This window comes from Sphingobacterium sp. BIGb0165, assembly GCF_024810095.1.
Lineage (GTDB): Bacteria > Bacteroidota > Bacteroidia > Sphingobacteriales > Sphingobacteriaceae > Sphingobacterium > Sphingobacterium detergens.
In genome coordinates, this window is the sequence record NZ_JANUEB010000008.1 from 248,219 (window position 1) to 270,858 (window position 22,640).

A 22,640-nucleotide genomic window follows, 5' to 3' on the forward strand; every position below is an offset into this window, starting at 1 on the left:
CCACTACAAAATCTCAATACTCAATACTAACTACTCAATACTAATATCTATATTTGTTTTACAAATTGCTTCAACATATGAACATAGTGCCTCTAAAGCAAGTAGGGCGTTGGGCAGCGATAGCGCTGATCGGACTTACTGTTCTTTCCTGTAAAAAGGATAATCCAAAGCCCGAACCGGAGCCGGAACCAACTGACCGTACCGAAGGTCAGCTTATTAAAGACGATATTTATAAATATTATAAGCTCTATTCCGTTTGGGCGGATGGATCTATTCCGGATTATTTAAAAAATCCGGCTCAGTATACCGATCAATATGGTTCGGCCAGTAACGTGCTTGATGCACTCAAAAGGTTGACACCTGTCCATGTGGCGGCTGGTTACGCAGGGGTTTTTGACCGCTTTTCCTTTATGGAAGGTATCAACGGTTACAATATCGCTGAGCAGGCCAGTACAAAGATGGATAACAATGAAGGCTATGGCATTTCCGTGCAATGGTTTTCTTTGGATGCAGCTACTGCACGACCTTATATTTCCTTTGTTGAAGGGGGCTCTCCAGCGCAATTGGCGGGGTTTAAACGCGCCGATATCATTACATCTGTCAATAATGACAAGGAAAATTATTCGATCGAAGTCAGCTGTCCGGATGGGGGCAGAGCCTGCGAAGTAAAAGATCCTGCAGCCTATAGTCGATTGAGAAATAGAATCAATTCGGCATTGGATGCAGCAGCTCTTACTCTTCAGGTGAAGCGTGCGGATAATAAGCTGTTCGAAAAAGCGATGAGCTATAACAATTCGTATGTGATCAATCCGATCTACAAGGATACGATCTATCTCAACAGTAATAATAATGTCGGTTATCTGGCCTTATCTTCTTTTGAGGAGATTGGCAGTAACAATCAAAATCAGAAGAATATTGATGCGGCCTTTGCCCAATATGAAGCCAAACAGATCAAAAGCCTGATTGTTGATCTGCGTTACAATGGCGGGGGCTATGTAGATGCGGCTATCTATGTTGCGGATAAGATCGGCGGCGCCAAGACCAAAGGTAAACTGATGCTGACCTATGAAATGAATAAGTATATGCAGTCGGATGCAGCAAAGAACTTAAGAGATCAACTGAATATGCATGATACCTACTTTGACGGATTAAGTACGTTAAATCTTAATAAAGTTTATTTCTTGGTGAGCGAAGAGACTGCTTCAGCGGCTGAGATGCTAATCAACGTGCTTACTCCGCATCTTCCGGTCGAAATTATAGCCACCGAATCAAGAACCTACGGTAAGCCGGTTGGGTTTTTCGAGCAGAAAGTCCGAGACAAAGTATCTTATTGGCCGGCTTCATTTATTCTGAAGAATTCACGCGGAAATCTCGGTGAGAAATATAACAAGGGAACTGAATCTGGTTTGCGTGATTATTGGGACGGTCTAGTTCCTGATAAGAGTGGTGTCGGTGACGATGTTTCAGCCGACGCTGGAGATCCTAAGGAGAAAATGCTGGCAACTGCTTTGGCTGATGCAGCCCCCACAAGTAAATCACGGGCAGCTATACGCAGTATTTCTGCACGTACGATCCAAACGGTGAATCAGGGCAAAATGCATACAAGGCCAGAACGTGGCATGATCAAGACAAGGAGTAAATAAGTTAGTGTTGCTACTTGAGAAGAGAGCAAGTATGAGAATAGCTATGAGAGATATGGAGGTCACAGGATAATCAAGTCATCCTGTGACCTCTTACTTTAATAAAATCTTAATACTTATTACTCACTACTAAATATTGATGAATAACACAGCTGGGCAGCGGCCGCGTCGGGCAAGCATTGTAGATAACCTACCGGTATTTCACCTACAATTTTTTCCAAAATTGTATTCATACTCGCAAAGAGATCTTTATTCCATCGGATTGCTGTGCAACTTGGTAACACAGCAATAAAGCCTTTAAGTCCTGGTTGCCAGGTAAAGGTATTGGTCGGAGCCTGCTGTAACCGGACGAAGGCTTTTAGCGGTAATCGTTCATTTTTATAACAAGGGGTCTTGCCGCTCCATGGTGTTCCATAGATAAAAATGCCCGCCGCTGTTATTCGGATAGCCGGGTTATCATCATTGAGCAATACAGTATTGGGAATATGGGTAAGCCAAAGCCTACTATGCGTACTTTTTCCAGTTCCACTTTTCCCTAAAAATGCGATTCCGTTACCCTCATGATTGACCACGGAGGCATGGATCATTATGGTATCATGCAGGAGGCTGGCCTGACCAAATATCATCATGGACATCCAGGTAATTACAGCACTCTGTTCACCTGCTGAGCTCTCAGGAACATAAATCGTAGATCGCTCAAAGTTGCGGTTGCTATACTGATACCAAGTTCCATTTCCGTTATCATTTACTATCGTCGTAATAAATGTGTCCTCCTTCTCATAAAAACGAAAGCGATCTCCCCAAGCAATAGACTCATCTGTCCGCAATAACCCCATATCCGCTGTTACTGGTGCTTTTTCTAGACTGATATTAATTGTAATATCAGCTTTATCCTCAGCAATACCGATCTGAAAATCCCGAAAGGAACCCAGGATATGATTCAAAGCAATATGAGTCGGATGGTTAAACTCCAAGATTAAGTCAGCGATGCGGTAGCGGGTTTGAGATAACTCAGGTGAATTCGTTATATTCATAATTCAGTTCCTATGTGAATAATTACTTCATGAGCTTGAAGGCTCGGTTCGTCTTTTATATATTTATTGGTATGCCCAGATTTTTTTCATAACTATTTGTATTTGCTAATCACTGCTCGTACATTAATCGAGGTAGATGCGGTGTTGGCATTTATCTGCGAGATGTAAGTCGTGTGTTACAAATAAACATATTTTATGTTTTCCATATTCGAGCAGGCGTTGTGTTAACATATCCGAAGTCGTCCTGTCCAGAGCTGAGGTCACCTCATCAAAGAGCCAGATATCACCATCGTGCATCAGCGCCCTAGCAATAGCGATACGTTGCGCTTGTCCCTCTGATAAACCCATGCCAGATTCCCCTACGAGGGTATCTACCCCATCTGGAAAGTCAAATACAAATTCTGCACAGGCCAACCATAGTGCCTGTTCTATATCCAGCGCTCCGTCTTCTTTCACATGGAGGAGAAGATTTTCCCGTATTGTTCCGCTAAAGAGTGAATTGCCCTGTGGGATATAGGCAAAATTGACGCGATGTTTTGCCTCCAACGATCGTTCTCCATCTATATCTACTAATGTGATATCGCCTTTTTCAGCTTTGAGCAGTGATAACAATAGGCGGATTAAGGTGGTCTTTCCTTTTCCACTGGGACCAATAATTGCTGTTGGTTCACCCACTTTGAGGGAAAGGTTTAACTGCTGCAGGACCCATTTGTCCTCGTAACGAAAGGATAGGTCGGTGATGCGCAGTTCTTCCGTTTTGTTCAGGCGCTCCTGTTTTACTTGAGGTTCAATCTCACCTTCTTGTAATTCCAGTAGCCGATCTGCAGATACCCGAAAGCGAACAAAACCTGGAATATAAGCAATCAATGCAAGAATTGGTGTTTGAATTCGAGCGACCAATTGTAAAAAGGCCGTCATTGTTCCAAAAGTAATCTGTCCGGATTGTAGCCGATAGACTCCCCAGATGAAGGCGACCAAATATCCTGCATTCATGGCGACTTTCATAGCGCCCTGGGTATAGGTTGAAAAATTGATCTGACGCATTTTCAGTAAGAAAAGTTGCTGCTGACTTGCTGTCAATTTTGCCCTCCTTTTTGGGAAAATGCCCATGGCTCGAATAAGCAAACGGAAACGTAAATTTTCTTGAAGAACTTTTGAGAAATTACTTTCCTCCTCTTTTACCTCCTTGCTCAACTTGCGCATTCTGCGGAAGTAAATCTTTGAAAATACAAATAGAGGTGATATGGCCAGGATCATAAGCGCAAGCATCGGATCCATATACCATAAGAAACCGACCGACGCCAACAATTGGATAATAGTCAATACAAAGGAAAGCACCATATTGGCAATGGTATTGGCAACTTCTTCACAGTCGGTCTGAATCCGGATCTGGATATCACCTGTATGCCAGTTTTTGATCAGTTTCCATACGGATAACATCTGTGCATCGAGCATGGTTCGTTGCAGTTGGAGTGTAAGCATGAGCTTGACACGCTCCAACAGACGGCCTGAATAGCCTTTTATTGCCACATTTAGCGTGATGCTTCCAATAATGCCCATCAACAGCCATTTAAGGGGTAATTCTCCTGGGGAAGTCGCTACATCCACTGCTTTTTTGGACAGGTATACAAAGATCAGAGAAAGACCGATACAGATCAGTTCCAATACAAAGTATAGGAGCAATCTACCGCGGTAACCATCGCTGACTGACCATGCCCAGCGCGCATGTTGTTTCAGGCTGTTGTTGTTCATTTGGATAGATCAATGGAAAGGTTATTTTTCCAATAGTCCTTGTTTCTCAAAATCCGCAAGTAAAACTTTAGCATCGGATTGTGCTTGTTCCTCTTCCACCTCATAGTTTTCACAGAGTAGTTTAACGATGGTAGTCGTGTCAAACTCTTTTTCTTTTAATTGCTCCCAAAGCCATGCTGCAGTGCTATTTAGTGTGTATACCGTTGATAAATCAACCATATCCTGACTCGGGTCAACAATTAAATGATCTGAACCAATTGTTCTCAATACTAAATCCGATCTTAATTTCATATATAAATTATCTGTTTATTCATGAGCTAATTTTCCTTTTTTAATATACTCATGCTGCCTTCGGCGGTTTTAATATCCTATTGAATACCCAAATTTTTCTTACTTGTTTATGGTATTTGGGTATGTCACGTATTAGGGTTAAATACAATAAGTAAAATCAAAGTTAATAATTATTTTTTCAACCTTTTTATTTGTCGTTATAGATTTCAGTTTCTTCAGCAGGATCTGCTCTATCGGGCTATTAAGCGTTTCAGTTTTGCAATAACCCGGCGTAGCAGACGAATATGATACCATCCTAAGCCGCGTAATCTTGCCCAGCTATGATTTAAATTATTTTCCAATGCTGAGTTTTGTGGGAAATGAATAGAAGCGACCGCAATAATATCCGTGCTACTTATATACTCCCGCAATACAAGATTGCCATCGCCTGCCAATACGATCTGCGCATTCTTTTCTCCTACATAACGGTGAAAAACATATTTCCCCTCATGTTTGGCCAATATATTACTGCCTAGTTGCAAAGGTTCACCGCGATAAGCCTGTAATAAAACGCTGTCTCCGTCATCAATAAAAGGACGCATGCTCCCGCCTTTGATACGGATACGAACTTCCTTGCCCTCATTTAGCATACCTTGTACTTCGGCAAAATAGAGCTCATTGGAGATAACACGTGTCTTATTGTCTTCCGAATGTTCAGCCATATATTATTGATTGGGTTGAACAAAATATTGGATCACCGGTTGTAGATACGTGTCTTTCAATAGGACTTTCTTGTTTTCATCCAAGAGATATATTGTTGGAGATGCCTTGAGGTCATACAAGTTGAACGAGAGTATCTTGCTATCGGTATCAAAACCATTGATCCATTTTTCGGACATTTCTGGCATATAATTTTTCCATTTACTGGGATCTCCCCAAGGGTCGATGGCTAATACTTGCACCTGTAATTGCGAGAATAACTCAACTAATTGTGGGGTATCGCGGAGTTGGTGGATCGTCTCCTTACAATGGGTACAATCGGGATCATAAAAGATCAAAAAGGTGAATTTTCCTTTAGTTTGTGAGAGTTTCTGTTTTGTGCCATTGGCCAGTCCATAGCTAAAATCTTCAGCAAGTTGACCTACCTTATTACGTAACACTAACTTGTAGACAGGTCTATAGGCCTCTTTTTCCAGATCCGATAATAGATCTGTTTTGATCATATAACGTAGAACAGACTCGTAGATGATGTCATTTCGCATCGGTGAATTACCATCATAGAGATAACGTTCGTATAGTTTGATGAAGTAGTCGAAACTGGTCCTATTGGATTTGGCTTTGTCTAACATCAGGTCTACCGCTTTGTCCCGCATAGCGGAATCAGGTGTTTTTGATAATAATCCGATAAAATCAGCGAGTTGCTGCTCTCCTTTGTCTGGATTTTTAACCTGAGCAGTGTCTTTCATGTCGAACTTATCCCAGAAATGTAACAAGCTACTATCTGCGGTACTCATGGCACTCGCTTTTTGCGGTATTGTTTCGTTACTTTCTTTTTTTGATTTATTATTTCCATCACAGGCCCACAAAAGACCTACAATCATGCCTATCGGCAACCAAAGACCAAGAGTTGAACTTTTCATTCTAATTTAATGCTTAACTTCGCTAAGTTAATAAAACTTTCAAGATTCCATTGATAGAATCAACAGCATTAATTGAGGCTAGAGCTGTCCATGTGCCTGGCCGCTATCTAAATTGAAATTCCTGATTTCTTTGGGGCAAGTCGTAGCAAAAGAATGCCTTTTTACGTTAGATGCCTGAATAGCGAAAGATTTAAGCGATGAGGTAGAGAGCTCTTTCCTGCCTGTTTAGAACCTCTGGTGTAAATATTTTAAACGATTTAATTAAATAGTTTTACTAATTTTGCGGCAAACGCCAATATATCGAATGAAAAAAATAGTATTATGGTTTTGCATGATCGGATTTGTGGGCTCAGTATACGCACAGACCAATCCTGCCAATATCAAAGTAGATAATCTGACAGATGCACAGATAGAGCAATACGTAAAACAAGCTGCTTTAATGGGCTATGATGAGAGCCAACTGGATGGTTTTGCCCGTGCGCAAGGGGTATCTGCTGTTGAAGTACAAAAATTAAAAGAACGTTTGGCGAAAATTAAGCGCAAGAAACAACAACCAGACCAATCGCAGCGAACTAATACGACCGCTACTACAGGGCGAGTAGCTGGTCGTCAAGTGGGAGGTGTAAATGCGACAGATTCCTTGCAAAATAAACGCAATAATAATCCCGATTCCGTTCAGCATGATGATGGTAAATTGAAGATTTTTGGGGCGGACCTGTTTAAAAATAATAGCATCACTTTTGAGCCCAATCTTCGGATGGCGACACCAAGTTCTTATATAATTGGTCCTGATGATGAGATCTTATTGGATATCACAGGTGATAATGAAGCCTCTTATAATTTACCTGTCAGCCCAGATGGAATGATCAAGGTGGAATATGTTGGTCAGATTAATGTTGCGGGCTTATCGATCGCTGCGGCGAAGAGTAAGATTGAACAACGTTTGAGTGGAACCTATCCTGCAATCCGTTCAGGAAGGACCAATGTAAGTGTAACAATTGGTAATATCCGCACGATCCGTGTTACTTTGACCGGAGCTGTTACCAAACCGGGTACCTATAGTTTACCTTCTTTAGCGACAGTCTTCAATGCACTTTATGCTTCTGGAGGCCCCAATAAAAATGGTACTTACCGTCAGATCCAGGTGATCCGTGGTAATCGTGTCGTCAGCACAATTGATGTATATGATTTTTTGGCCAATGGTATACAACAAGGTAATATACGTTTACAGGATCAAGATATTATCCATATTCCTGTATATGGAGCGCGTGTGCAGTTTGAGGGTGAAGTAAAACGACCTGCTATTTTCGAGACTGTCGCTGGAGAATCATTGTCCGATATCTTGCGTTACGCAGGCGATTTTACAGAGAATGCCTATACTGCGAAGATCAAAGTCTTGCAAACGACAGGACGTGAGCGCAGTGTGCAAGATGTCTATGCTGACCAGTTCGCAAATTATACGCCTAAGGGTGGAGATCAATATATTGTAGAGCCGATATTAGAACGTTATGCCAATCGGGTATCTGTTCTTGGTGCGGTATTCCGTCCAGGTATATTTGGTTTGGAGTCAGGTCTGACACTCAAGCAAGTGCTTGAAATGGCTGATGGTGTACGTGAGGATGCCTTTTTGGAACGAGGAATCATCAATCGTCTGAAAGCAGATAATACCTCCGAGTTAATTAATTTTAATGTACGCGAAGTATTGGCTGGTACAGTTGCTGATATACCATTAAAGCGTGAGGACAAGATCGAAATCGCTTCTATTTTTGATTTACGTGACGAATATAAATTTACCGTTCAAGGCGAAGTACGTTTTCCTGGTGATTTACCTTTCGCTAGCAATGCAACGCTAGGTGACGTTATTCAAAAAGCTGGCGGATTTACTGAGGCTGCAAAAAATGCACGTGTGGAGATTGCCCGAAGACTTCAACAGCGCAATGCTGACGATCATAGTTCTTCGCAGACTATTTTAGTCGATATTAAAGATGGTTTCCTTACAGATCCGACTATCGCTTTACAACCTTATGATGTTGTTTCCGTCTTAGGAGACGCTGGGTTCCGTACACAGCGGCAAGTCACGATCGAGGGCGAGGTGCTCTATCCGGGTATTTATACCATTTCACGTGAAGATGAACGTATTTCCGATATCATCAAGCGGGCGGGTGGCTTAACAACGTACGCTTATATTGAAGGAGCATCTTTAAAACGTACGGGGATGTCCAAATTGAAAGCAGAGGAGAAAAAAGAGAAAGAGCGTCTGAAAAAAGAGCTTGAGCAAGATAGCCTGGACGAAGTGGGAAATAACAATAAGAAAAATAGACAAGATAGAGAGTCTGAAGAGGAAAATGCAGATAACTCAAAAGCTAAAAGTACAGCATTGGCCAAGGTGTCACAACAAGGAATGTCTGCAGCGGATGTTGAACCCAGCGATCTTGTTGGTATTGAATTAAACAAGATCCTGGAAAATCCCTATCAACGTGGTGATTTATTGGTTTTAGACGGAGATATAATTACTGTACCCAAAGAACTGGAGACAGTGAAGGTCGTCGGTGAAGTCTTGAACCCAAATAATGTGGTATATGTCAAAGGCAAGAACCTGAAGTATTATATCAATCAAGCTGGTGGTTTTACAGATAATGCTTTGAAAAAGCGTGTCTTTGTCCAGTATGCCAATGGTGCAGTAAAAGGGAAAGATGGAGGTTATCCTATGGTGAAGCCCGGGGCTGAGATTGTCGTTCCTAAACGTGCTCCGAGAGAGAAGCTAAGTTCACAGGCTTGGATTGGTATTGGAACAGGGATCGCATCAACATTGGCAATTATTGTGAGTTTGTTTAAATAGATATGACCGAGACAAAGAATAAACCCGATATTACGTTAAAAGAACTCATTCTCAGTATTAAGAATTGGATTCGTTACCTAATCTCCAAATGGTATATTGTGATTCTTGCCATTATCTTAGGTTCAGTGGCAGGTATACTTTATGCTAAAATAAAAAAGCCGGTTTATACAGCTACAACCAGTTTTGTATTGGAAGGTGCTGAGCCTGGTAATGGATTAGGACAATATGCGGGAATAGCTTCCATGATGGGGGTGGATCTTGGGGGTGGAAATGGAGGAATTTTTCAAGGCGATAATTTAATCGAGCTATATAAATCAAGGACAATGATTGAAGCAGCGCTTCTAAAGCCATCACAAAGTGATTCATCCAAAGTGCTATTGGACTATTATTTTGATATGGAGCAGCTAAAGGAGGAATGGAAGAAGAAGCGACCAGAATTGTTAACTGTTGATTTTGCTCTGAAGCACCAAAATAGTGCTACTATCCAACGACATAGGGACAGTGTTATTAGTAAAGTTGTCGACGATATCAATGCTAAAAAATTGGCTGTTGGAAAACCTGATAAAAAATTGTCTATTATAAAAATCGATGTTTCAGGAACAAATGAAATTTTTGCCAAGGAATTTAACGAAGCACTTGTTACAGAAGTGAACGAGTTCTATATAAAGACAAAGACAAAAAAATCATTGGATAATATTTCCATCTTACAACATAAGACAGATTCTGTGAGAGCAGCAATGAATGGAGCAATCTCTTCTGCTGCTGTTGCAATCGATAATACACCAAATTTAAATCCGACAAAGCAAGTCCTTAGGGTCGTTCCTGCGCAGCGATCACAGTTTTCTGCGGAGACCAATAAAACAATTCTAGCTCAGCTTTTACAAAATTTGGAACTATCAAAGCTTGCATTAATGAAGGAGGCACCGTTAATTCAGATTATAGATAACCCTGTTTATCCTGTTAGGGAGAGCAAAATCGGGCTGATAAAAGGAGCGGTTATTGGGGCTTTTCTTCTTTGTTTTATGACTGTTATTGTATTAACTGTCATGAATACAATTCGCATGTCCATGAAAGATTGAGTTAAATAAGCTTTATGATTGGTATTATAATACAGGCGAGATTAGGCTCGACTAGACTGCCTAAGAAGATATTAAAACCTTTTGAAGGTAAGACTATACTTCTTTTTTTGATCGAGAGATTGCGACAATTGAATTTGCCGATTGTCGTTGCAACGACTACGAATGGAAATGACGATGAGTTGTGTGACTATTTGTCAACTCACCAAATAGCCTATTATAGAGGAGATGAAAATAATGTTCTTGCGCGTTACATTGGTGCCGCATCTTATTATAACTTTGATACAGTAATCAGAATATGCTCCGATAGTCCATTGATTGATCTTCACAAACTGGAGAGTTTAGTTGAGCAGTATAGGGCAGAAGATTGTGATTATTTCTCATTTTCTTATAAAAATGTGCCTACGGTACTCACGCATTTTGGCGTATTTGGTGAGATTGTGCGTTTGGAGGCGCTTAAATTGTTGGATAAATCTGTTGACGATCTTAAGATTAAGGAGCACGTGACTTACGGCATCTATACAAATGCTAAAGATTATAATGTCAAGTTGGTCGAGCTTACAATATTTAAACAAGACTTTGAGCGCATTCGGCTAACGATTGATACTCCGGAGGACTATGACAATCTTTTGTCAATAGGTGAAAAATATAGAAGTTTTCTTAATGAACCTTTTGAAAAGCTTGCAGAGCGGATAAGTCGCGATGAGAAATTATTAAAAAAAATGGAAACAATTATTATGAGCAATAAAAAATAAAAGATATGGAAAGTAAAAATGTATATATTATTGGTGAAATAGGACAAAATCATAACGGTTCCGTTGATTTGGCGAAACTAATCATAGATTTAGCTTGTCGGCCAATTGAAGAAGATCTATTTGGTTTAAAATTGCAGCCAATGAATGCTGTAAAATTGACAAAAAGAGATTTGAAACAAGAGTTGTCGAAATCGCAAATGGATGCTGCTTACAATTCACCACATGCATTTGCAAGCACTTACGGAGCACATCGTGAGGTATTGGAGTTGAATGATGAGCAACACTTTGAAATTTATAAATATGCCAAAGAGAAAGGTGTTGATTTTGTTGAAACATTATGTGCAATTGGATGTCTTTCCCTGTTAAAGCTTTTTACACCAGATTATCTGAAGGTTGCGAGCCGGGATTTGACCAACCTCCCTTTATTGGAAGCATTGGCAGAAACCCAAATTCCGATTATTGTTTCTACGGGTATGGCGGGTAAAAAGGAATTAGATGATGCTATTGGTGTAATCACTAAATATCATAATAATTTGAGTATTTTACATTGTGTATCACAATATCCAACTCATCCTAAAAATACAAACTTAAACACGATTCCTTTTTTGCAGAAAAATTATCCTGACTATAAGATTGGATATTCGGATCATACAATAGGCATCGCTACTCCACTCGCAGCGGTTGCTATGGGGGCTGAGATTATAGAAAAACATATCACAATAGATAGAAGAATGAAAGGGACTGACCAAGCGGGATCGTTAGGACCAGATGGTGTGAACAGGATGGTTCGTGATATCAGACTGTTTGAGGGATCCTTAGGTGTAGAAGATATTTTTATTGAAGATGATGTAAAGGCTGCAAAAGTTAAATTGGAACGTTCGATAGCAACATTAAAAGATCTTAAAGCGGGTGATATTATTACAGCTGATGACCTTCATTTGCTCTCCCCTGGTGACGGGTTGAAGTGGTCAGAAAGAGATACCATCATAGGTAAAACTATTAACAAGGATATCGCAAAAGATGAAATTATCTATAGCGCCTTTATTAATTTTTAAATATTCATATCATAATGAAATTACCAAAGCTAATAGCAACAGATATTGATGGAGTATGGACCGATGGTGGTATGTATTATGATATTGATTTCAATGAATTAAAAAAATTTAATACTCTTGATAGTGCGGGAGTCCTCTTTGCCAAAGCTTTAGATATTCCGGTAGTGATCATTACTGGGGAACAAACTGAGATTGTCAGACGTCGGGCGATAAAGTTAAATATTGAACGGTATTATCTTGGTGTAAAAGATAAATTAACGTTACTGAAAGAAGTTTGTTCAGAATTAAATATCGCTTTAGAGGACGTGGCCTATATTGGAGATGATTTAAATGATATCGAAGTTTTGGAAAATGTCGGATTCTCAGCATGCCCATCCAGCGCTCCGAGTTATATTAAGGAGATTTGTTCCCACATTTGCGAAAAGAAGGGTGGAGAGGGAGTATTTCGAGAATTCGTCGAGTATATCATCGGCGAAGATTTGATTAAAGAATTGATTCGGCATAAAGTCAAATTAAATAGACAGTAATTATGACGGCTGTTAAAAAGGTTAATTCTTCCTTAGTATTTTTGTTTTCTAAATACTTTGTATTCGGAATACAATTCCTGAATGCTTTTTTGCTAGCTGTAAAACTGGGACCGCATTATTTTGGGATATGGGCATTTATATCATTGGTGCTTCAATACTTTGATTATTTTAATTTAGGCATTGCAAATGCCGTGAATGTGTTCTGTTCATTTAACAAAAACAGAACACAATTTATATCTTATATTGTTGGAAATTCTGTTTTCCTAATTGCTATTTTAAACATTTTTGCTCTTAGCTGCTATCTTTTTTTGGTATTTGTGTCACATATTGGGGCGAAATATGAACTTGAACGTTTTTTCCTATTTACACTTGTTATTTTTTCATCAGGTTATTTTATAGCGCTATTTTCCAATGTTTTAAGAGTTTATAATCAATTAATCCCTATTTCATTGGTGCAGTCCTTTTTGCCATTAGGAACTTTGGCATCATTGCTTTTTTTTAATGGAGAACATCTCCTTCAATCCATTTTATGGTTTTATGCTTTATCTAACATTCTTGCATTGTTTATTTTGATTTTCAGGATGCCATTTGCAGTGAAATTTAATTTAGATATTAGACTTCTGAAGCGGGTTTTGGTCTTGGCACTACCCTTATTTTTCTATAATGCGAGCTTCTATTTTATTTTTATTTCGGTGCGTTCGCTTGTTAGTAAGTACTATACTATAGAGGAGTTCGGTTTCTTTACGTTTACATTTTCAATAGCAAATATTATTGTCTTGATCACGGATTCCCTATCATTTTTAATTTGGCCAAAATTATTGAATAGATTTAATGTTTTGTCGAAAGAGGAATCCATGAAATTACTTGTACGGGTTAGACAAGCTTTTTTGACATTCTCTCATTTGGGATTTTATTGTTCATTGATCTGTTATCCAATCCTTATTAGATTTATGCCAGGTTATGAAGGTACCTATAAATCGTTTTTAACGGCTGTGATATCAGTTGTATTATTAGCGAATAGTTTCGGTTTTCAAAGTTTAATTATCGCGAAAAGGGGGGAACGTTATCTTGCGATAGTTTCTTTTGTCCTACTGATTATGTGCTTTGTCTTATCGCTTGTTTTGATCTCCATATTTAAGATTGAATTAGCGTACGCAATTTTGGGTACGGCCTTCTCCTATTTTATATTTAATATTATTCTGGCAAATAAAGTTTACCTTTTGTTATCGGGAAAATCGGCATCCCTTCTAAAGATCATTGATTTCGGCTGTAGTTATCGTTTGTATATTCCGTTGCTCGTTGTGTGTCCAGTTCTTTTTATTAATGAAAATTATATACCCTATTGCATTGCAGCTTCAAGTGTAGTTTTTCTTAGTTTGAATTGGCGTTCGATTAATAGCATTATAACGTTAATAATGCGTATTATCAAAGATCCTGACTTTCTTAAAATATAAAAATGAACTATTTTTTAGTAAGCACCCCTTTACAGTATTGTAATGCGCATAACATTGATGTTGAAGGAGGAAAAACACTTGTATTTCTGGGTGATTTCCATGGAGGAGCTGAGTTTTATACAAAGATTAAAAATAGCATATATTGGGAGGGAAAATTTTATTTTGACTCCTACCGTCAATTGCTTTCGTTCTTAAAAAAGGTGATCAATGCGAACGATAAACTGTTTATTGATTCAGATTATGGACTTCAGACTAACTGGATGTTATCTAAGATAAAAACGAAGGAGATTTTTGTATATGAAGAGGGATATGGGAGCTACAGAAATGACTTGTTGAGCGCAAGATGTAAGAGTAAGATTTTATATCGATTTTTAAAATTTTTAGGCAATAAAGAACATTTTGGTGATAGCAAATTTGTGAAAGGTATCTATCTATATGATCTCCCCAAACATAAGCGGCACGTTTCGGATTTTAAAAATCAGCGATTTAGTTTTCGTAAGCCATTTGTCGACAATTTGAATGAGATTTGTGATGAAATCCTTACAATCGAAGAAAGAAGGGAATATCAAGAGATGGTTGAAGGGAAATCAGTTTATCTTTATCTCACAAATTGGGATTATAACAAAAACATCGAACATCTTTTCCAAGATAGAAAAAATTCGGAAACTGGAGATACCTTACTGATATTAAAACCGCATCCCAGGATTAAACAATTCAGTAGCGAATTTGAGTTTGATCTCGTTTTATCTAATAATGTTATGGTGGAATTGATTTTGTTAACGTTTCATAGGTTTGCAAAGGAGCTTTTTGTGTACCATGATGGATCGAGTGCATTACTTTATCTGACTGATATAAACAATACGATTATAGATGCAATTTAAACTACCGGCTTTAAATAGGTACAGTGTATATGTTCTACTATACCACTTGCTGTTTTTGGGTTTTTCCATGTCCAGCTTGATTCCTATGCAGGTCATGCTCGTTTATTTGGTGGGTGTTTTTTGTATTGAGTTTAGATCAGTGTCGAGGAATGTCTTCTATACAAGTGTTTTCGGAGTCTTATCTTTTTTTGGCGGTATCTGTTTTCTTTTTAAGGGTTTCTACGTCAACAGTAGTTTGATCGTTTATCAACTGTTCTTTGGAATAATTTTGCAGTTCTACTTAGAACGTAGGATTGGCCCCGAGATATATGCGTTTATTTTGATTATTTACTGTTCGTTTATTTATTTTAATATTTTTCGTGGTGTGGATCCTGATTATATTCTATATCAACGAAGTAGAAATATGGTAAGCTTTTATGCGCTGTTATATACTATTTATTATTATATAGAAGATTTTCGCTGGAATAAAAAGGTCAATATTTTACCCGCATTGAATTGTTCTGTCTTAGCTCTTTTGTTGGTTGGGCGCTCTGGAATTATTGTTTCTCTGTTGTTGTTGCTATTCGTTTTCTTTTATCAATTTAGTTTTATTTCGACGTTTTCTAAAGTAAAACGAATTTTAATTATTACTGCTGTATCAGGAGTATTTGTTTATACGAATTATCAATTGCTTATGCAGTTATATGAATCTTCTTTCGGTCGATTTATTGAATTGGGGGTAGATATGACAGGAAGGGAGGATATTAATCAGCTGTATTTGAGTAAGATGATCGGTGATCCGATGGCACTTATTTTTGGTGTTTCATTGAATGATCCTATATTCGAAAGATTTGATTTCAATTTACATAATTCATTCTTTTCAGCCCATTATTTTTGGGGTATTTTTAGTCTAATATTCTTTGCTATTATATTGAAATGTTTCTTCGTAAAAGGGAATATTTTTTATAAGGGATTATTTGTAATCCTTTTAATTCGAGGTTCTACCGATCAAGTTTTTTTTATTGACTTTATGGATGTAATAATTTATTACTTAATGTTCCTCATTTTTAATTTAGGTAACAATGTTGATTCGGACCGAACTATAAATGATAAAGTGGTATGCGTTTGATTCTTGTAATAAGTGATTTAGCGCGAATATTCATTCACCTGATATGCGTTGATTTTGTGATTAATAAAATAATTTTCCACAAGAAATTTTCATGTTTTAATGGGACTATAGTTCCCATTGATCGTCTATAATTAATGTGGGGATATTTTGTGATATAAAGTTATGACAGTATTTCAAATAAGTAGTGAGTTAAATATAGGCTCTGTTGGTCGGATTGCTGAGCAAATTGGGGAGGCGGTACTTGCCAAAGGAGGGAAAAGTATCATTGCTTATGGCAGGGAGGGAGCGGCTTCCAAATCGTCGTCTTATAAAATTGGTGATAAGGTGGATTTTTATATTCATGCCTTAGGGACACGCTTCACTGATAGACACGGTTTTTTTTCTATTGGAGCTACTAAAAAGTTAATTAGAGAAATAGAACGTATTAACCCAGATGTTATTCATATGCAACATCTGCACGGTTATTATATAAATATTGAATTGCTTTTTAATTTCCTTGCTACGTTTGGGAAACCGATCATTTGGACTTTTCATGATTGCTGGTCCTATACAGGACACTGTGCTTATTATGATTTGGTGGGGTGTTCCAAATGGCAGACAGAGTGTGGTCATTGTCCTCAATTAGGGGAATATCCCAAAGCATTTTTTAAAGATAATTCTCGCAGGAATTTTTTGGATAAGAAACGTTTATTTAATTCGGTAAAGAATTTAACAATTGTGCCTGTATCGAAATGGCTAGAGAAGGAAGTCCGAAAATCGTTTCTTAGTTCTCATCGGATTAAAACGATTCAAAACGGGATCGATGTTGATAAATTTAGATATTCGGGTAATAATATTAAGACACAGTTTAATATTGAAGATAAATTTGTAATTTTGGGCGTGGCCAACCCTTGGGACACAAGAAAAGGATTGAGATTTTTCATTGAGATGGCAAGTAGTTTGACCGATCGGTTTCAGATAGTCTTAATAGGGCTGTCTAAACGTCAAATTGCTGAGCTTCCGCCAAATATTATCGCTTTAAAAAGGACAAATAATATCGATGAGCTTGTTGATTTCTATTCTTCTGCGGATGTTTTTGTGAATCCAACGTTGGAGGATACCTTTCCAACAACTAATTTGGAGGCGCTGGCTTGTGGAACACCCGTAGTTACCTTTGACTCAGGGGGAAGTTCAGAGGCCGTTGACGCAGGTACTGGGATAGTTGTCCGTCAGAAGGATTCAGCCTCGTTAAGCGAAGCGATATTTGAAATTGAACGTAACGGTAAAGCATATTATTCAAGTAATTGCAAAGAACGTGCTCGAAACAACTTTAAAAAGGAAGACCGCTTTCAAGACTATATAGAGCTATATTATGATATATTAAATAAGAGTAGTAGATGAAAAGAGAAAGGCCATATCAAATATGTACCAAGACAATAATGGATACATCGGATCCAAATATCATTTTTAATGAGAAGGGGGAGAGTGATTATTATACAAACTATATTGAAAATATTTTACCAAACTGGCATACTGACGAACGTGGACTTGAGGAGTTAATGAAAATCGCTGATCGTATAAAAAAGACCAGTAAAAATAAAGACTTTGACTGCATTATTGGACTCAGCGGGGGATTGGACAGTTCTTATGCGGCCTATGTCGCAAAAGAAATTATGGGTCTAAGACCTTTAATATTTCACGTGGACGCAGGTTGGAATACAGATAAAGCGGTAGGTAATATTGAAAAGCTTATTAATGGACTTAACTTAGATCTTTATACTGAAGTAATTAACTGGGAGGAAATGAAGGATCTCCAAATTGCTTTTTTAAAATCTCAAATTGCGGATCAGGATTTGCCTCAAGATTATGCATTCTTTTCCGCATTATATAAATTCGCTAAGAAACACAAAATAAATTATGTCCTGACAGGGGGGAATTTTTCTACCGAATGCTGTCGGGAACCAGAAGAGTGGGGGGGATTCCCGGGTATCGATGTACGATTAGTAAAAGACATTCATGGGCAATTTGGTAAACGTCCATTAAAAACATTTCCATTGGTCGATATTTTAAAATATAAAATTTACTATCGTTATATCTATGGAATGGAAGTTTTCAAACCCCTCAATCTCATTCCATTTGTTAAGAAAGATGCCGAAAATTTGTTGTTTGAAAGGTATGGTTGGGAATCTTTTCAACATAAGCATCATGAGTCACGTTTTACTCGTTTTTACGAGGACTATTGGCTGCCACGAAAATTTGGTTATGAAAAGCGACGTGCACACTTTTCATCGCTGATCCTGACTGGGCAGATGACGCGAGAGGAAGCTTTAGAGAGAATATCTCGGCCGGAACTTTCCGATGAATTCTTGCAAAGAGAATTTGAATATATCGCTAACAAACTGGACTTAACTCCGGATGAATTGCAGGCGATCTTTGAAGGTAAAAATAAGACCTATAAAAACTATAAAAGTAAGATAGAGATCATCAAGTTGGGAGCTAAGATGATGCAAAAAATGAAAATAGAAAAGCGTTTATTTAGATGATAACTTTAGTAGATTATGGTGTCGGAAATATCAATGCCTTTGTTAATGTTTACAAACGTCTTGATGTACCTGTTAAAATTGCGAAAACAAGGACGGACTTGATTGGAGCCGAGAAGTTAATCTTGCCTGGTGTTGGACATTTTGATCATGCCATGACACAGTTGAATCAATCCGGTATGCGTGAGACTTTGGATGACTTGGTGCTTGGAGGGGATATTCCGGTGATTGGTATATGTGTCGGAATGCAAATGATGGCGAAGAGCAGCGATGAGGGTGAGATGGAAGGATTGGGCTGGATAGATGCTCAAGTGAAGATATTTGATAGAAAAAAGATAGACTATGTAACGCAGTTGCCACATATGGGCTGGAACGATGTAAAACCAATAAAAGATTTGGCATTATTTAATGGGCTTGAAAAAGATGCTATTTTCTATTTTTTGCATAGTTATTACTTTGAGTGTAACTGTTCGGAAGATATCTTGGCTGTCACAAACTATGGAGGAGAATATACTTCAGCCGCTCATTATAAAAATCGATTTGGAATTCAATTTCATCCCGAAAAAAGCCATCACTACGGTGAAGTTCTATTGGGCAATTTTGCAAAGTTAAATGTAGAAGAAAATGTTACGACCAAGAATTATTCCCAGCCTGCTTATACAGGATAACGGATTAGTAAAGACTGTTAATTTTAAAAACCCAAAATATGTTGGTGATCCCATTAACGCTGTAAAGATCTTCAATGAAAAGGCTGTTGATGAGCTGGCAATTTTCGATATCGATGCAACGGTAAAAGGTTTAGAGCCAAATTACAGTTTGATAGAGCGTATCGCTAACCAGTCGCGCATGCCGTTGTGTTATGGTGGGGGGGTGAAAACCGTTGATCAAGCTCAACGAATATTTGGGCTCGGAATTGAGAAAATAGCGTTGTCTTCTGCTGCATTACAAAATCCGAGATTGATAACCGAAATAGCGGATCGGGTTGGAGCGCAATCTGTTATTGTTGTTTTAGATGTTAAGAAGAAGCTTTTTGGTGGCTATGAAGTTTATACTCATAATGGCAAGAAATCTACAGGGATCAACCCTTTCCAATTTATCGAACAGGCACAGCGATCGGGGGCTGGGGAAATTATCATTAACTCAATTGACCAAGATGGAATGATGAAGGGCTATGATAAAACGCTGATTGATAAGGCCCGTGAGAAAACAACGCTCCCAATGACAGTTTTAGGAGGAGCGGGTTCTTTGGAAGATATTCGAGATATTATCGATCGGCACAAAATTATCGGTGTAGCTGCAGGAAGCTTGTTTGTATTTAAGGGAGTTTACAAGGCAGTTTTGATTAATTATCCAACAAAGGAAGATAAAGATAGACTATATCAGCGTTAAGGCCTGTGGTAGATCTGTTTAATAAACCACATACTCATATCTTTTAGGTCTAAATGTTGTTTATTTGAGCAAAACAAAAAAAAGGCTTATTTTTATCCCAATTTTAAGAGGGATTATAGATGCAATCAGGATTAAGTTTTACAGCAATAGATTTCGAAACAGCTACAGCCAATCAGAATTCGGCTTGTGCAATAGGGTTAGTTGTTGTAGAAAAAGGTATTATCGTTGATGAATTTTATTCACTGATTCAGCCGCCGAATAATCAATATATGTGGCAGACTACGCGGGTTCATGGAATTAAACCTAAGGACACAGCTCTGGCCCCTACCTTCAAAGAATTATTCCCCCAGATCTTTCCACTGATTAATAACCGGTTAATGGTTGCTCATAATGAATTATTTGATCGTGGTGTGCTTCGTAAAACAATGAATTATTATAATCTTTCTTATGAAAGTTTGGGCTTGAGCGAAAAGTGGGAATGTACATTTCGTATTTATCAGGGAAAGGGTTTTAAGCCCGCACGGCTAAATGCCTGTTGTGAAGTTTTGGGAATTGAACTTAATCATCACGAGGCGCTCTCAGATGCCCGTGCTTGTGCTAATTTGTATTTAAGGCATGCCGATATTCCTTCTTTGGCATGATATTTACCTTTATTCGATATAGAACGAAAGGAAGCTTTCGGTTGTTCTCATTTTAAGTTTTATATTTGATATATTAATTGAGGGATTTCCTTTATTATTTAAATTTTAATGATATTATGATAGCCATACCTGCAAAAAGTATGCGAATTGGTATTACATTCAGTGCATTTGACCTGCTGCATGCCGGTCATATCAAAATGCTCGAAGATGCCAAGAGGCAGTGTGATTTTTTAATCTGTGGGCTACAGACTGACCCTACGCTGGATCGACCAGAAAAGAATAAGCCTGCACAAACTGTTGTGGAGCGTTATATTCAGCTCAAAGGTTGTAAATATGTAGACCAGATTGTACCCTATGCGACAGAGCAAGATTTGGAGGATATACTCCGATCATTTAAAATTGATGTCCGTATCGTGGGCGATGAATATCGTGAGAAAAGTTTTACAGGGAGAGTATATTGCGAAGAAATGGGTATAGAGCTATATTTTAATAGCCGTGATCATCGTTTTTCAAGTTCTGGACTGCGCAAGATTGTCGCTAAAGCAAATGCTGGAGAGGAACCCCTTTTTAATGCTAATAAGTGAATAAAATGAAAATCGGAATAACATTTGGTGTATTTGATCTTTTACATGCAGGTCATATTATGATGCTTGAGGAAGCAAAGAGACATTGTGATTATTTGATTGTCGGGCTCAATACGGATCCATCTGAGGTGTTCCCAGAAAAGGCAAAGCCAACACAAACCATCGTTGAGCGTTATATTCAATTAGAAGGATGTCGTTATGTGGATGAAATCATTCCATATGAAACAGAACAAGATCTTATCGATATGATTAAGGCCTTACCGATTCAGGTTCGTATTATTGGTGAGGAATATCGTGATACTGATTTTACCGGCAGATCGTATTGTGTAGAAGAGAATATCGAAATTTATTATAATAAGCGTACACATCGTTTTTCTAGTGCGGGCCTACGGAAAGTTGTAGCCGATAAAGAAGCGGGAAATAACTAAAATACTATGAGTGCTATTATCCATGTTGTATTGACTGGTGGGGTCGGCAGCCGTCTCTGGCCGCTTTCGCGGAAGAGCTATCCAAAGCAATATCTTTCTTTATTCAAAGAAGGCTCATTATTTGAGATGACCATAAAACGAAACCAGTCTCTGTGTGGTCAGGTTATCGTCGTTGGGAATCGGGATAATCACAATCTGAGCCGAGAGGTGATGGAAAACAATGCTATCGAATATATTGATATTGTTGAAGCTACTCCGCGTAATACTGCTGCTGCAATAGCTTTTGCGGCCTTTGCAGCACAACCAGACGATATCTTGATTGTAACTCCCTCTGATCATGTGATTGTGGGGGATCAACCTTATGCGGAGGCCATTAAAGCTGGTATTGAAAAAGCGAATAAGGGATATATTGTCACATTTGGTATTCAACCAAGTCGTCCTGAAACGGGGTATGGCTATATAGAATATAAAGATGATAAAGTGTTGTCCTTCCGGGAAAAGCCTAATCAGGATACTGCCGAAGACTTTATCGAGCGAGGTAATTTTCTTTGGAACTCAGGAATGTTTTGTTTCAGGGCAGATACGTTTTTATCGGAATTACAAACTTTCGAGCCTAAGGTATATGCTACAGCATTGGCGGCATGGCAACATCGTCAGCACGACGAGCTCGATCTACAGCTCTCTAAAGAGATCCCTTCTATTTCGATCGATTATGCGGTTATGGAACGGTCAAAGAAAATTCGTGTTGTCGCCACCAGTTTCCAATGGTCTGATTTAGGATCTTTTGAATCAATGTACGATTATTTAAAGTTAACTGGACATCCTGTCGATGAGAATGGCAATATGGTTATTGGTACTGATATTTACACGGCCTTTGTCGGTTTAAAAGATAGTATCCTTGTTCATACAAAAGATGCTATCCTCGTTCTTCAGAAGGAAAAATCACAGGACGTAAAAAAAATATACAATACGTTAGAACGACATCAATCCAAACTGATTGACTAGTTTAATAAAGGAGCTTGATTATCGTATGATCAGGCTCCTTTGT

General features: G+C 38.4%; 21 protein-coding genes. 16 read left to right on the top strand and 5 right to left on the bottom strand.

Translation table 11 applies throughout. The features are described 5' to 3' along the window. Positions 1 to 77 precede the first annotated feature (77 nt). On the top strand, positions 78 to 1,643 hold the full coding sequence (locus tag M2408_RS19400; RefSeq protein WP_259185893.1) for a S41 family peptidase: 1,566 nt from the start codon (positions 78 to 80) through the stop codon (positions 1,641 to 1,643). Positions 1,644 to 1,759: 116 nt separating this feature from the next. Here M2408_RS19400 and M2408_RS19405 read toward each other — a convergent pair whose 3' ends face one another. The 5 genes from M2408_RS19405 to M2408_RS19425 all read right to left on the bottom strand — a co-directional run bounded on the left by M2408_RS19405 (position 1,760) and on the right by M2408_RS19425 (position 6,336). Further along, positions 1,760 to 2,674: a hypothetical protein gene (locus tag M2408_RS19405; protein ID WP_259185894.1), complete on the bottom strand. Its 915-nt coding sequence runs from the start codon at positions 2,672 to 2,674 to the stop codon at positions 1,760 to 1,762. 123 nt (positions 2,675 to 2,797) lie between these two features. Beyond that, positions 2,798 to 4,426, bottom strand: coding sequence for an ABC transporter ATP-binding protein (locus M2408_RS19410; protein WP_259185896.1), 1,629 nt, complete (start codon positions 4,424 to 4,426; stop codon positions 2,798 to 2,800). 21 nt (positions 4,427 to 4,447) lie between these two features. Continuing rightward, positions 4,448 to 4,717: a PqqD family protein gene (locus tag M2408_RS19415; protein WP_120261165.1), complete on the bottom strand. Its 270-nt coding sequence runs from the start codon at positions 4,715 to 4,717 to the stop codon at positions 4,448 to 4,450. 230 nt (positions 4,718 to 4,947) lie between these two features. Then, complete coding sequence (locus M2408_RS19420; protein ID WP_259185899.1) at positions 4,948 to 5,418, bottom strand: S24/S26 family peptidase; 471 nt, start codon at positions 5,416 to 5,418, stop codon at positions 4,948 to 4,950. A gap of 3 nt (positions 5,419 to 5,421) precedes the next feature. Further along, positions 5,422 to 6,336, bottom strand: coding sequence for a DUF5106 domain-containing protein (locus tag M2408_RS19425; protein ID WP_259185901.1), 915 nt, complete (start codon positions 6,334 to 6,336; stop codon positions 5,422 to 5,424). A 304-nt stretch (positions 6,337 to 6,640) separates the two neighbouring features. On the opposite strand from M2408_RS19425, the gene M2408_RS19430 reads away from it, so the two are divergent. From M2408_RS19430 to M2408_RS19500, 15 genes are all read left to right on the top strand, one after another. Beyond that, positions 6,641 to 9,175, top strand: coding sequence for an SLBB domain-containing protein (locus tag M2408_RS19430; RefSeq protein ID WP_259185911.1), 2,535 nt, complete (start codon positions 6,641 to 6,643; stop codon positions 9,173 to 9,175). Positions 9,176 to 9,177: 2 nt separating this feature from the next. After that, a complete protein-coding gene (locus M2408_RS19435; RefSeq protein ID WP_259185912.1) occupies positions 9,178 to 10,254 on the top strand; it encodes a lipopolysaccharide biosynthesis protein in 1,077 nt (358 codons plus the stop codon). A gap of 14 nt (positions 10,255 to 10,268) precedes the next feature. Then, positions 10,269 to 11,006, top strand: a complete 738-nt coding sequence (locus tag M2408_RS19440; RefSeq protein WP_259185913.1) for a cytidylyltransferase domain-containing protein — start codon at positions 10,269 to 10,271, stop codon at positions 11,004 to 11,006. Positions 11,007 to 11,011: 5 nt separating this feature from the next. Further along, positions 11,012 to 12,061: an N-acetylneuraminate synthase family protein gene (locus tag M2408_RS19445; RefSeq protein ID WP_259185916.1), complete on the top strand. Its 1,050-nt coding sequence runs from the start codon at positions 11,012 to 11,014 to the stop codon at positions 12,059 to 12,061. 14 nt (positions 12,062 to 12,075) lie between these two features. Then, positions 12,076 to 12,588 carry an HAD family hydrolase gene (locus tag M2408_RS19450; protein ID WP_259185917.1) on the top strand — a complete coding sequence of 171 codons (513 nt, stop codon included), beginning with the start codon at positions 12,076 to 12,078 and terminating at the stop codon, positions 12,586 to 12,588. Between the two features lie 1,456 nt (positions 12,589 to 14,044). Next, a complete protein-coding gene (locus tag M2408_RS19455; protein WP_259185918.1) occupies positions 14,045 to 14,923 on the top strand; it encodes a hypothetical protein in 879 nt (292 codons plus the stop codon). Between the two features lie 403 nt (positions 14,924 to 15,326). Then, complete coding sequence (locus M2408_RS19460; protein ID WP_259185920.1) at positions 15,327 to 16,031, top strand: hypothetical protein; 705 nt, start codon at positions 15,327 to 15,329, stop codon at positions 16,029 to 16,031. Positions 16,032 to 16,193: 162 nt separating this feature from the next. Beyond that, positions 16,194 to 17,411, top strand: a complete 1,218-nt coding sequence (locus tag M2408_RS19465; RefSeq protein WP_259185921.1) for a glycosyltransferase — start codon at positions 16,194 to 16,196, stop codon at positions 17,409 to 17,411. Next, a complete protein-coding gene (locus tag M2408_RS19470; protein WP_259185924.1) occupies positions 17,408 to 18,553 on the top strand; it encodes an N-acetyl sugar amidotransferase in 1,146 nt (381 codons plus the stop codon). The genes M2408_RS19465 and M2408_RS19470 overlap by 4 nt, the downstream gene beginning before the upstream one ends. After that, complete coding sequence (gene hisH, locus M2408_RS19475) at positions 18,550 to 19,218, top strand: imidazole glycerol phosphate synthase subunit HisH (RefSeq protein WP_259185930.1); 669 nt, start codon at positions 18,550 to 18,552, stop codon at positions 19,216 to 19,218. The genes M2408_RS19470 and hisH overlap by 4 nt, the downstream gene beginning before the upstream one ends. After that, on the top strand, positions 19,175 to 19,939 hold the full coding sequence (locus tag M2408_RS19480; RefSeq protein ID WP_259185932.1) for an AglZ/HisF2 family acetamidino modification protein: 765 nt from the start codon (positions 19,175 to 19,177) through the stop codon (positions 19,937 to 19,939). Before hisH ends, M2408_RS19480 begins: the two co-directional genes overlap by 44 nt. A 119-nt stretch (positions 19,940 to 20,058) precedes the next feature. After that, entirely contained in the window at positions 20,059 to 20,580 is a 522-nt protein-coding gene (locus M2408_RS19485; RefSeq protein WP_259185933.1) for a 3'-5' exonuclease, read from the top strand. A gap of 116 nt (positions 20,581 to 20,696) precedes the next feature. Then, positions 20,697 to 21,164 (top strand): adenylyltransferase/cytidyltransferase family protein, encoded by a 468-nt coding sequence (locus tag M2408_RS19490; RefSeq protein ID WP_259185934.1) that lies wholly within the window; start codon positions 20,697 to 20,699, stop codon positions 21,162 to 21,164. A gap of 5 nt (positions 21,165 to 21,169) precedes the next feature. Next, on the top strand, positions 21,170 to 21,592 hold the full coding sequence (locus M2408_RS19495) for an adenylyltransferase/cytidyltransferase family protein (protein ID WP_259185936.1): 423 nt from the start codon (positions 21,170 to 21,172) through the stop codon (positions 21,590 to 21,592). Positions 21,593 to 21,598: 6 nt separating this feature from the next. Beyond that, positions 21,599 to 22,597, top strand: coding sequence for a mannose-1-phosphate guanylyltransferase (locus tag M2408_RS19500; RefSeq protein ID WP_259185940.1), 999 nt, complete (start codon positions 21,599 to 21,601; stop codon positions 22,595 to 22,597). Positions 22,598 to 22,640: the final 43 nt, after the last annotated feature.